General features: G+C 71.0%; 10 protein-coding genes. 2 read left to right on the top strand and 8 right to left on the bottom strand.

The annotated features are described in order from the left end of the window. Positions 1 to 30: 30 nt before the first annotated feature. The 6 genes from O2L01_RS19355 to O2L01_RS19330 form a co-directional block, all read right to left on the bottom strand. Positions 31 to 1,374 carry a serine/threonine-protein kinase gene (locus O2L01_RS19355; protein ID WP_270123659.1) on the bottom strand — a complete coding sequence of 448 codons (1,344 nt, stop codon included), beginning with the start codon at positions 1,372 to 1,374 and terminating at the stop codon, positions 31 to 33. Between the two features lie 222 nt (positions 1,375 to 1,596). Then, on the bottom strand, positions 1,597 to 3,051 hold the full coding sequence (locus O2L01_RS19350; protein ID WP_270123658.1) for a penicillin-binding transpeptidase domain-containing protein: 1,455 nt from the start codon (positions 3,049 to 3,051) through the stop codon (positions 1,597 to 1,599). Beyond that, the gene (locus tag O2L01_RS19345) at positions 3,048 to 5,060 is read right to left on the bottom strand and encodes an FtsW/RodA/SpoVE family cell cycle protein (protein WP_270123657.1); all 2,013 of its coding nucleotides are present in this window, start codon (positions 5,058 to 5,060) and stop codon (positions 3,048 to 3,050) included. The genes O2L01_RS19350 and O2L01_RS19345 overlap by 4 nt, the downstream gene beginning before the upstream one ends. Positions 5,061 to 5,114: 54 nt before the next feature. Beyond that, on the bottom strand, positions 5,115 to 6,380 hold the full coding sequence (locus O2L01_RS19340; RefSeq protein WP_270123656.1) for a PP2C family protein-serine/threonine phosphatase: 1,266 nt from the start codon (positions 6,378 to 6,380) through the stop codon (positions 5,115 to 5,117). A gap of 107 nt (positions 6,381 to 6,487) precedes the next feature. Further along, complete coding sequence (locus O2L01_RS19335; protein WP_270123655.1) at positions 6,488 to 6,973, bottom strand: FHA domain-containing protein FhaB/FipA; 486 nt, start codon at positions 6,971 to 6,973, stop codon at positions 6,488 to 6,490. 277 nt (positions 6,974 to 7,250) lie between these two features. Beyond that, complete coding sequence (locus O2L01_RS19330) at positions 7,251 to 7,964, bottom strand: FhaA domain-containing protein (RefSeq protein ID WP_205325867.1); 714 nt, start codon at positions 7,962 to 7,964, stop codon at positions 7,251 to 7,253. 239 nt (positions 7,965 to 8,203) lie between these two features. On the opposite strand from O2L01_RS19330, the gene O2L01_RS19325 reads away from it, so the two are divergent. Beyond that, on the top strand, positions 8,204 to 8,545 hold the full coding sequence (locus O2L01_RS19325) for a helix-turn-helix domain-containing protein (RefSeq protein WP_270123653.1): 342 nt from the start codon (positions 8,204 to 8,206) through the stop codon (positions 8,543 to 8,545). A 44-nt stretch (positions 8,546 to 8,589) separates the two neighbouring features. Here O2L01_RS19325 and hisC read toward each other — a convergent pair whose 3' ends face one another. Together hisC and O2L01_RS19315 are read right to left on the bottom strand one after the other, a co-directional pair. Continuing rightward, positions 8,590 to 9,645 carry a histidinol-phosphate transaminase gene (hisC, locus tag O2L01_RS19320; RefSeq protein WP_270123652.1) on the bottom strand — a complete coding sequence of 352 codons (1,056 nt, stop codon included), beginning with the start codon at positions 9,643 to 9,645 and terminating at the stop codon, positions 8,590 to 8,592. Continuing rightward, positions 9,642 to 10,514 (bottom strand): RDD family protein, encoded by an 873-nt coding sequence (locus tag O2L01_RS19315; RefSeq protein ID WP_270123651.1) that lies wholly within the window; start codon positions 10,512 to 10,514, stop codon positions 9,642 to 9,644. The genes hisC and O2L01_RS19315 overlap by 4 nt, the downstream gene beginning before the upstream one ends. 521 nt (positions 10,515 to 11,035) lie before the next feature. Between O2L01_RS19315 and O2L01_RS19310 the strand changes: the two genes are divergently transcribed. Further along, on the top strand, positions 11,036 to 11,713 hold the full coding sequence (locus tag O2L01_RS19310; RefSeq protein WP_270123650.1) for a DUF4190 domain-containing protein: 678 nt from the start codon (positions 11,036 to 11,038) through the stop codon (positions 11,711 to 11,713). The last annotated feature ends 96 nt before the right edge of the window (positions 11,714 to 11,809 follow it).

The following is an 11,809-nucleotide window of genomic DNA, read 5'->3' as shown; positions in this document are numbered from 1 at the left end:
TCTAATCGCTACAACAGGCCCGAAAGCCCGCTATTGGTCGTCACAGCTGGGGTTGGCGCCGATGCAGTCGCCCACGCCCGGACCGTCGCCGGTCTGCTGCCCCGGGTTCTCGTCGGTGGTGGCCGGGTCCTCGGAGCCCTCGTCGTCGCTCTGGCCCTGCTCGGACGTCGTCGGGGTGGTGTCGTCGTCGCCACCGCCGCTGGGATCACCGCCGCCGGGGTCGCCGCTGAGCGCGATCAGCAGCCAAACGATACCGCCCACCAGGACGAGCGCCACCACACCGGCGAGCACGATCAGCAGGCGGCGCTGGCTCCCGGGATTGGACGCCGGGGGCGGCGTCGCGGCTCCCAGGTCGATGCCCGGAGGCGTGGACGGGGGCGGGACCTGCCCGCCGGGTGCCATCTGGTGCGGGGGGTACGGGGACATCTGCGGCGCGGCCGTGCGCGGGTCGGCGACGCCCGCGGGCGGCCCGCCCATGCTGACCACGCCGGCGCGGCGCGGCAGCTGGCCGACCGGCGGCATGACGGAGGTCGACATCGGGTTGGCGTCGACGGCGATGCGCGCGAGCGCGGCCATCTCGGTGGCGCTGGCGAACCGCTGGTGCGGGTCCTTGACCAGGGAGCGCTCGACGAAGGCCCGCACGCCTGGCGGGATGTCCGGCGGGAGCGGCGGGGGCGGGGTGCGCACGTGGTGGAGCGCGAGCTCGATGGGGTTCTCGGCCTGGAACGGGCGGTGCCCGGTGAGGCCGTGGAAGGCGACGACGCCGAGCGAGTACATGTCCGAGGCGGGCAGGACGCCCGTGCCTTCGGCCTGCTCGGGGGCGATGTAGGAGGCCGTGCCCATGACGGAGCCGGTGGCGGTGAGGTCGCCGGAGGCGCCGGAGCGGGCGATGCCGAAGTCGGTGAGGACGGCCTGGCCGTCCCTGTCGCGCACCAGGATGTTGCCGGGCTTGATGTCGCGGTGGATGATGCCGCGCTCGTGGGCCTGCTGGAGGGCTTCGGCGGTGGCGGCGATGATCGGCATGAGCTCGCGGGCGTCGAGGCGGCCGCGCTCGGCGATGAGGTCGGCGAGGGACTTGCCCTCGATGAACTCCATCACCAGGTAGGCCGTGGTCTCGCCGCTGGGCAGGTCGGCGTTGCCGAAGTCGTGGACGTTGACGATGTGGGGGTGGGTGAGCGCGGCCACGGTCTTCGCCTCGGCGGCGAATCGCTTGGCGAAACCGGGCTCGCTCAGGAGCGCGGGGAGCATCGCCTTGACGGCCACGGTGCGTTCGAGCACGGTGTCCTCGGCCCGCCAGACCTCGCCCATGCCGCCCACGGCAATGCGCTCGCGTAGGCGATAGCGTTGCCCGAGGAGCATTTCGGGGCTCAACACGGCGTCTCCTCATTTCGTCGGGAGGGGTCAGCCTCCGGGGGATCGGCGCTTCAGTCTACTGGCAGGCCGCCCAGCTCCAGGTTCGTCGGGCGGCGGCACTGGCGCGCGACACCCGGCTCCGACCTCTCCGAAGATCCACGCACGGGTGTGCCGTCCGGTTGCTGTGTCAGGGGATCGTGAGGAAACTGTGTCTTTGCCGCAATGATTACCGGTCGATCGCGGTCATTCCCCGCCTTCCAGGACCTGCTGCATGAGAGCGCCCGAGATGTCGGCGGCCTTCGCCGAAGCGCCTTGGCCGTATGAGTCGAGGAACACGCAGACGGCGACGGCGGGCTCGCCGTCCTTGTCCATGGCCCAGCCGTGGAACCAGCCGTGATCGGGGTCGGGGTTCTCGCCGTCCTCGGAGTGCTGGGCGGTGCCGGTCTTGCCGCCGACGGTGTAGCCGTCGATCTGCGCGTCCCTGCCGGACCCGTGGTCGACCACGGCCTCCATGAGGATCTGCAGCTCCTGGGCGGTGTCGAGGTCGATCGCCCGGCCGAGGTCGTCCTCGGCGAACTTCTGGACGGTGTTGCCCTCGGAGTCGGTGAGCTCGGAGACGATCTGCGGGGCCATCCGCTCGCCGCCGTTGGCGATGGTCGCGGCGATGACCGCGTTCTGCAGGACGGTCTCGCGGACCTCCTGCTGGCCGATGCACGCCTGCGCGCGGAAGGCCTTCTCGGAGAGGTCGCCGGTCCGGGAGCCCACGGTCGGCAGCGGGGTCTCGTACTCCTCGCCGAAGCCGAACGCCTCGGTGATCTCGGTGATCTGCTCGACGCTCAGGTCCTCGACGCACATCCGCGAGAACGTGGTGTTGCAGGAGAGCGCGAAGGCCTCCTCGAGCGTGTACTCCTCGTTGGGGCACTGGTTGGAGGAGTTGGTGATCTCGTGGTTCGTGTCCGGGGCGGTGTAGCCGTTCCCGGCCTTGACCATGTCGCTCGCCTTGCCGCCGTTCTCGATGTACGCGGCGGAGACGAGCGTCTTGAACGTCGAGCCGGGCGGGAAGAACTCCTGGCGGGTGAGGTCGAGCATGTCGCCGGACTCGTCGAGCGCGATCTTGGCGGGCTCCGCGACGTCGCCGTTGTTGGAGGAGACCTCGGTCGGGTTCCAGCCCGGGTAGGAGGCCTGGGCGAGGATGCGGCCGGTCTTCGGGTCGATCACGACCGCGCCGCCCTTGACGCCGGTGTCGGCGATCGCGTCGTACGCGGCCTTCTGCAGGTCCGGGTCGATCGTGGTGACGACGTTGCCGCCGGGCTTGTTCTCCTTGAGGAGGGTCGCCCAGAAGTCGTCGAAGGCCAGGAGCGAGCTCGTGCCGTTGAGCAGCGAGTTCTCGCTGGCCTCGAGGTTGCTCGCGCCGTAGTTGATCGACTTGTAGCCGGTGACGTTGCCGAAGTAGTCGCCTTCGGGGTAGTCGCGCTTGTAGCCGTAGGTGCCGCCGTCGGTGGGGATCGACTGGGCGATGACGGTGTCCCCGGCGAGGATCTGGCCGCGCGGGACCTCGTACTCGGCGACGACGGTGCGGGCGTTGAGCAGGCCGTCGTAGTCGTCGTGGTGGAAGAACGACACCCAGGTCGACTGGACCATGAGGGCGCACAGCAGGATCAGCGCGATGACGCCCGTGCGGCGCAGGGCGGGATTCATTCGCCGCCCTCCTTCCTCTTGTCGTCGTTGCCGTTCGGGGGCTGCGGCCAGGGGTCGAACGCCGAAGCGGGCGGCTGCGGGCGGCGGTCGTCAGGTGCGCCGCCGGGCGCGCCTCGGCCGGGATCGAAGGCGGAGGCCGGCGGCGGTGGCGGCGTCTGCGGGGCGGGCCGGGTCGGGTTGCCGGGAGGCGGGCTGCCGTACGCCGAACCGGGCGGCGGGGGCGGCGACATCGGCGGGTACTGGGGGCCGCGCATGGTCGGGTTCCCGGGCTGGCCGGTCGGCCCGCCCGGCGGGGGCGACATCGGCGGGGACACGGGAGGTCCGGACATGGGCGGGCCGGACACGGGTGGTCCGGACATCGGCGGGCCGGAGACCGGAGGAGGCGGGCTGAGCACGTCCTCTTCCATGGTGCCCTTGGTCGGGCCGCCGCCCTGGAGGTGCCCGGGGATGATGAGCTCGGTCGGCTGGTCGCCGCCCGGGATCGGGCCGGAGTCCATGACGCCGGCGAGCTGGGCCTTCTCGGCCTCCTCGGCGGCGCGCTTGGCGGCCTGCTCGGCCAGGAACTCCGGCGGGGCCTCGGTCTTCTGCAGCCCGAACGAGGCCTGCCAGGGTTTGCGCGCGTCGTCGGAGACGCGCACGAACAACCCGATGAGCAGCCACGAGCCGACCAGCGAGGAGCCGCCCGCGGCGAGGAACATCGTGGTCTGGCCGGTCATCGGGATGAGCCCGGTGACGCCGCCGAACACCACGAAGAGCTGGAACGCCACCAGGAACGCCAGGCCCCCGGCCATGAGCGTCCCGAACAGGTCGCGGGACATGAGGCCGGTCTTGAAGCCGCGCTGCACGAGGATCGCGTACAGCAGCAGGATCGCGGTGAGCCCGAGGAGCCCGACCTCCTCGCCGATCGCGGCGAGGATGAAGTCCGACTCGGAGGCGGGGATCATGTTCGGGTTGCCCGAGCCCGGGCCGTTCCCGAGGAGCCCGCCCGAGTTCATCGCGACCAGGCCCTGCACGAGCTGCCAGGACGTGCCCGTCTCGTAGACCTTCACCGGGTCCCACGGGTCCAGCCAGATGTCCACGCGGGTCTGGAGGTGGCTGAAGAACGGGTAGATCGCGATGCAGCCGCCGAAGAACATCGTCAGGCCGATGACGATCCACGAGGCGCGGCGGGTCGCCATGTACAGCATCGAGAGGAAGATGCTGAACAGCAGCAGCGAGGTGCCGAGGTCGCGCTCCATGATGAGGATGACGAGGCTGGCCGCCCAGACGATGACGATCGGGCCGAGGTCCTTCATGCGCGGCAGCTGCAGCCCCAGGACCTTCTTGCCCGCCACCGAGAGCATGTCCCGCTTGCGCACCAGGTACACCGCGAAGAAGATCAGCAGCATCAGCTTCGCGAACTCGCTCGGCTGGATCGAGAAGCTGCCCAGGCGGATCCAGTTCTTGGAGCCGCCCGAACCCGAGATCGAGTACGGCAGGAAGCCCGGCAGCGCCGCGAGCGCGATGCCCGCGAACAGCAGGATGTACGCGTACCCGCGCAGGATGCGGTGGTTGCGGACGACCGCGAGGAACACCGTCAGGAGCACGACCCCGGCCATGTAGTACATGAGCTGGCGCCCGCCCTGCCCGGCGAAGACGCCCGCGTCCGGCGGGAGCGGGTCGTCGGTCATCGCCGTGAGGTCGATGCGTCTGATGTAGACGATGCCGATGCCGGTCAGGAACGCCGCGATCGGCACGAACAGCGGGTCGGCGTACGGGGCGAGGAACTTCACGGCGGCCCACGCGCACATCGACACGATGAAGATGAGCAGCGGCAGCATGAAGGTGACCGAGGTGGTCTTCCCGTTGACCGCCTCGTCGATCGAGAGCTGGAAGAGGAACACCGCGACGCCGGCCATGACGAGCATGACGATCTCGCGGAAGATGCGCTTGGGCATCCCGGTCAGCGGGGTGAGCGGCAGCTCGGACGGTCCCGCCGGCCGGGCGGTCGCCGACATCGGCTGGGCCATCAGTTCCCCTTGCGTCTCAATCCGGTTTGCGATGCGAGCCTATATCGGCCACGCTCAGTCGTCGCGACAGTCCTTTGCAGCCGCCGGGACCGCCTCGGTCTCGCCTGCTGCGGTGGCGCACAACGGGTCCAGGCTCTCGTTCCCGGCGTCCGGGTCGACCAGGGCGCTGAACTCGTCCTCGGCGGCCGAGGGGCCGTCGACGGTGATCCCGGACTCGAGGTCGGACTCGACCGAGTCCACGGCGTCGGCGGCGGGCCGGTCGGACTCGATGTCGAGCCACGCCAACCGGTATCCCGCCACCTCAAAAGGGAGGCCTCGGAAGAGGCTGATGTTGCCCGCCTCGGAGACCCCGATGAAGTACTGCGTGCGCGCCCACCAGACGCCGCCGCCGGCGACGAGGGCGAGCACGATGAACGTGGCGAGGATCGTGCGCCACACCCGGCCGTGCTTGCGGGCCTTCGGCTGCGCCTCCGACTCGGCGTCGCCCTCGGCCTCGCCCTCGTGCTCCGCCTCCTTGACGGCCCGGAGGACGGCCGTGTCCGACTCGGCGAGGCGCGCGTCAGCGGCGGCGCCGCCGATGAACTGGCGCTGCTCCCCCGGGTCCTCGGTCACGACGTCGGCGACGAGCACCGTCACGTTGTCCGGCGCGCCGGCGTCGAGCGCCTGCTGCACCAGCGTCTCGGCGGCCTCCTGCGGCGTCGCGGCGTTCTGGAGCGTGCGGGCGATGTCCGCGTCCGAGACGGGCCCGGAGAGGCCGTCCGAGCAGAGCACGAGCCGGTCGCCCGGGACGCCCTTGATGGTCTGGAACGCCGGCTCGACCTCGGCCGCGCCGAGCGCGCGCAGCAGCAGGGAGCGCTGCGGGTGCCGCTCGGCCTCCTCGGCGGTGATGCGGCCCTCGTCGACGAGCATCTGCACGTACGTGTCGTCGACGGTGATCTGCTCGAACCCGCCCTCGCGCAGCCGGTAGGCGCGGGAGTCGCCGATGTGCACGAGGTTGAACCACTCGCCGTCGAACCACAGGGCCGTGAGCGTGGTGCCCATGCCTTCTTTCTGCGGGTCGTCGGCGACCTGGCGGCGGATGGCGCGGTTGGCGTCCGCGACGGCGTCCGCGAGCTCGTCCACGACCGAGTCGGCGGGCGGGGGCACGTCCAGCCGGGCGACGGTGTTGATGACGATGGCCGAGGCCAGGTCACCGGCGGCCATGCCGCCCATGCCGTCGGCCACGGCGATGAAGTGGGGACCGGCGAACACCGAGTCCTGGTTGCCTTGCCTCACCACCCCGCGGTCGGAGATGGCCGCGTATCGCAGGTGCAAACTCATGAATCAACCGCCGTAGCGCGGGCACGCCCGCTGTTCGATGTCGACATCGCCGCCTCTCTCAACCCTTGTCCAGCATGCAGTCGGGGACTCACTGGTTCCCGGCACTGCTAGGGACGCAGCTCGAAGGAGGAACGCCCGATCCGGATGGGCACCCCGAGCGGGACCGGCGTGGGTGCAGTGACTCTAGCGCGCCCCAGGTAGGTGCCGTTCGTGGAGCCCAGGTCCTCGACCACCCACTGGCCGTCCTGCGGGCGCACGCGGGCGTGCCGGTTGGAGGCGAAGTCGTCGCGGATGACGATCGTCGAGTCGGGGGCGCGGCCGATCGAGATGGGCTGGCCGGAGAGCACGAACCGGCGGCCCTGCAGCTCGCCGGTGGTGACGACCAGCCACTGCGCGGCCTGCGGGGCCTGCGGCCGGGCGCCGCGGCCGCCCGCGGCGGGCGGGGCCGAGACGGGCCCGGCGGCCGGGCCCGCGGTCGCGGGGCGGCGCTGGGCGAGCAGGTCCCGGGTGATCGTCCGGGCGGCGGCGAACACGAACAGCCACAGCAGCACGAGGAACCCGAACCGGGCGACGGTCTGGACTATCTCAGGCATTCGGCGCTCCCAGCGACTGAACGATCGGTCCCAGACACGGTAGCCCACGGTGGCACGGCCTCCGAGACGAGCCGCCGAACGGAGCCGGTCATCCCACCGCTACCGGCATGGGGCCGTGGACCATTGCGGAGCAGTGCGACCGTCGTGGGACGGGGCGCAGAAGCCGCAGTCCGCCACGAACCGCCCTCGCTGCGGCGGCCGGAGCCCGCACCGCTTCCCGACCCCGGAATGCACGCGGCCCCGGCCCATCGGACCGGGGCGTCACGTGTCGGAGTCGCTAACCCGCCTGGAGCGTCAGGGAAGTCGTGCCGATCTGGATCACGTCGCCGGGCTGCATCGAGACCGTGGCGATCCGCTGGCCGTTGACCAGGGTGCCGTTCGTCGAGCCGAGATCGGTGACCGACACCTGGCGGCCGTCGAAGTCGACGCGCACGTGGCGGCGGGAGATGCCGACGTCGGGGAGGCGGATCTGCGCCTGCTCGCCGCGGCCGATGATGGTGGCGCCGTGGGCCACGGTGAACTGGCGGCCGTCGGCCGTCACCAGGACCGGGCCGGTGGGGGCCTGCTGCTGCGCGGGGCCGTAGCCGCCGCCGGAGACCGGCTGGTCCATGCCCTCGTTCAGGGCCGCGACCTCGGCGGTCACACGGAACATGCCGGTGTCCAGGCCTTCGCCGCGCTCGATCTCGACGATGACGTCGCCGTACACCGTCCAGCCGTTCTCGCCGATGAACTCGGCCTGGGACTGGGCCAGCTCCTGCGCCAGCGCCGCCGCGTACGGGGCGAGGCGGTCGTGGTCGGGCGGGGAGAGGTCGATGACGTAGCGGTTCGGCACCAGCACGCGCCCGCCGGCGAGGACCGCCTTGTGGGTCTCCGCCTCGCGCTGCATGGCGCTGGCGATCTCGACCGGGTGCACAACGCCCTTGAACATCTTGTTGAAGGTGCCCTCGAACAGGCCCTCCAGTTGTTTCTCCAAGCGTTGCAGAACGCTCACCGGTTCTCCTCCTCGTCAGACGCCATCCGGACCGTGACGCTCCCTTGAATAGCCGCGTCGTCTCCCGATGGTATCGGCTGGCTTCCAGCGGCGGCGAGCGGTTGAGACGCAACCCTTCCCCGAGTCCGATTCATATCGTCTGATCGGGTGAGTGCCGTGTCGGCTGGTAGTACCGAATGCTGGAACCCCCAGGCAGGGGCGGGTGGCGGTCCCCGCCGAAGGCGCGTAGGGTGACGCGGGTGACAGATCGCGACTTCAGCTCATTCGTCCGGGACGTGCGCAAACGCGCCCACGTTGCGACTCGTGAGCTCTCCGACTCCGCCGGGGTCTCCAACCCCTACCTCCAGGGCGAGCGCGGCGTGCGCCGTCCCAGCGGCGCGGTCCTGCGGCAGCTTGCGCTGGCGCTGCGGATGACCACCCCGATCATGTACCTGCGGGCGAACTTCACCGCCTCCGAGAACGGCTCCGCGATGCCGCTGGCCATCGCCACCGACCGCGAGCTCACCTCGAAGCAGAAGCAGACCCTCGCCGAGATGTACGACGCGTTCGTCGACGAGAACGAGCGCGCCGCCTCGAAGTAGGACGGAGCCGGGCGCCGGTGGGGCGCCCGGTCTCTCTGATCCGGTTACCGCTCCACGAACGCGCGCAGCGCCTCGAGCATCGCGTCGTTCTCCTCGGGCAGACCGACCGTGACCCGAACCCCGTCGCCCGCGAAGGGCCGCACCAGGATCGAGCGCTGCTCGCAGTGCGCGGCGAACTCGACCGCGCGCTCCCCCAAGGGCAGCCAGAAGAAGTTCGCCTGCGAGTCCGGCACGTCCGGCACCAGTTCCCTTGCGGCCATGACAGTCCGCTTGCGCTCCGAGGTCACCAGTGCGACCCGGCGGCGCATCTCGCCCTCCGCTTCGAGCGCCGCGAGCGCCGCCCGCTGCGCGGCCGCGTTGACTGCGAAGGGGATCACGCAGCGGCTCACCGCGTCGGCCACGCCCGGCCGGGCGACCATGTAGCCCACGCGGAGGCCGGCGAGGCCCCACGCCTTGGAGAAGGTCCGGAAGACGACCGCGTTGGGGCGGTCGGCGTAGCGCTCGATCGCGTCCGGGCAGGCCGGGTCGGTCACGAACTCGCGGTACGCCTCGTCGATGACGACGAGCACGTCCTCGGGGACGGCGGCGAAGACCCGGTCGAGCTCGTCGGCCGTGACGGCCGGGCCGGTCGGGTTGTTGGGGCTGCAGATCACGATGGCGCGCGTGTCCGGTCCGACGGCGGCGATCATCGCGTCGATGTCGTGGCGGTGGTCGGCGGTGTTCGGCACCTGGACGCTGGTGATCCCGGCGATGGTGGCCGCGATCGGGTAGGCCTCGAAGGAGCGCCAGGAGTAGACGACCTCGCTGCCGGGCTTCGCGATCGCCTGCATGAGGTGGCCGATGAGGGCGACCGAGCCGGTGCCGGTGACGATCCGCTCGACCGGGAGTCCGAGCCGTTGCGAGAGCACGCCCCTCAGCTTGACGACGCCGAGGTCGGGGTAGCGGTGGACGGTCTCGGCGGCGTCCGTGATCGCTTCCACCACACCGGGAAGCGGGCCGTAGGGCACCTCGTTGCTGGAGAGCTTCACGGCATCGGGGATCGCCTTGCCGGGAACGTAGCGAGGGATGGATTCGAGGTCTTCACGCAGAGGATCGCTCATCGTGAGGGCTCCTTCTCAGGGTCGGCCTTCTCGCTGCCGACCTCGACGACGGCGGTGCCGGGGGATTTGTCGTGGAGGCATTGGCGGAAGGGTTGGTCTCGGATGCACCATATCCCGTCGAGGATCCAGAGCACCGCGCCGAAGGGGAAGCAGATGAGCGGCAGCGCGGCGTAGGACCACCGCAGCAGGAGCCGGCCCCAGCCGAGGTCCACGGGCGCGAGCGAGACGACCTTGATGCCCATGAGGCGCTTGCCGAGGGTCTGCCCGGTGTTGAGGGTCGCGGGGACCTCGTAGGCGAACCACAGGCCAAGCGCGATGAGCAGCACGATCCAGAGCTCGTCGGAGAGGCGCGAGGGGACTTCGACGTCGCCGGGCTCGGCGGCGGTGGCGACGTCGAGGAAGTAGGGCCAGAAGGTCTGCATCATCTGGTAGATGAAGTAGCCGTTCACGACCGCGTTGAGGCCGAGCATGCACAGCAGGTCGACGAGGCGGGCGACGAAGCGCTGGCCGGGGTGGGCGAGGACGCGGCCGCCGAGGATGCGGGTGACGTCGTGGCGGGTGATCCAGCCGACGGTGACGCCGAGGGAGCGGATCGGGACGGTGTCGGGCGGCTGCACGGCGCCGGGGACGCGCTGGATGACGCGCGGCGGCGGGCCCTCGCCGTAGCGGCGGTCGACCGGCAGGGTCTCGACGGGAACGTCCTGAGTGGTGGGCGGGAGGGGTTCCGGTTCGGGATCGACCGGCTCGGGTTCGGCGGGGGGCTCGGCGTCGGCGGGGACGGGTTTGCCCGCCCAGGCCTCGCCGTCCCAGTAGCGTTGCGTGGCCGGGTCGGCGGGGTCCGGGTACCAGCCGGGTTCGATCGTGGTCATCGAGGCCATTCTTGCAGCCTCGCCTCGACATTCCCAGTCAGTTCGGCCACAGCCGCTTCGGCCCGCGGCGGCGGCGGACCGTCGCCGGGGATCGTGCCGCGGACAACGACACGGCCCAGTCGGTTACTGCCTCGACTGGGCCGCTCGCAACGTACTGCACTTCCGACCGAGTTACCAAGCGTGAAGTCTTTAATAGCGGTGACTGGCCCCTAGGTGGCTGGTCCCGCTGTGCCTCCCGACGGCTCAGGTCGCACGTGGGTGCTCGGCGGCGGTGCACGAATCCTTCCGATCTGCGGAGACCGTGTCCCCGGGAAGTCCTTCCGGATCCGTAACTCATTTCTACCCGTCTACTGACGGGTAGTAAACCCCTAAGCGCAAAAAATCCGAGCAGACTTCTCGAATCGGGAACCGGGGGGTGCAGTGAGGCCATCGGTTCCCGTGAATCCCCACGGGACCGGTGGGATCTGGTCTACCTTGCGGGACATCGGGGCCGAGCGCCCACGCCAGACGAGGAGGCCGCCATGACGACGTACCCGCCGACCCCGGGGCCATCCGAACCCGAACCGCCCGAGGGGGACCGCAACGGCAAGGAGACCGAGGACGGCGGGACCCCGTTCTCCGGGAACCAGCCCGGCCCGGCCCCCTCCGGCCCCCAGCCGGGCTGGAGCCCGCCCGGCGTCGACCCCGAGCACACGCCGCGGCCGACGCACGGCGAGACGCCCGGCGAGACCCCGAAGGCGCCCGCGGACCGGCCGTTCGGCGGCATCCCGCCCGCTCCCCCGCCGCCCGGCGCCGGACCGGCCGGACCCCCGCCCGCCGGCGGCGGCTACAGCCCCTATTCCGGCGGCGCGGTCCCTCCTCCGCCGCCACCGCCGCCCGCGTACAACGCCGACGGGCCGCTGCAAGGCCAGGAGCCGAAGAACGGCCTCGGCACCGCCGCCCTGATCTGCGGCGTCGTCGCGATCGTCCTCTCGTTCATCCCGGTGCTCAACACGTTCACGTGGCCGCTCGGCGTCCTCGCGGTCGTCTTCGGCTCCGTCGGGTGGGCCCGCGCGAACAAGGGCCTCGCCACGAACAAGCCGTTCGCCATCACCGGCCTGGTGCTCGGCATCGTCTCGTTCTTCACGTTCTGCCTGATCTACGTGCTCATCGGCGCGAGCAGCGGGCCGATCGACTACGACGCGGCACCGCTGTTCTGATGCAGCGATGCGGGACGGGCCGGGCGCGATCGCGCCCGGCCCGGCCGCGGGCGTGGGCCGGCCTGCACCCAGGCCCCGCGGCGCAAGCCCGCGACG

The sequence above is a fragment of the Glycomyces lechevalierae genome (assembly GCF_027622945.1).
GTDB lineage: Bacteria > Actinomycetota > Actinomycetes > Mycobacteriales > Micromonosporaceae > Glycomyces > Glycomyces rutgersensis.
This window is presented reverse-complemented; position numbering and strand designations above follow the sequence as displayed.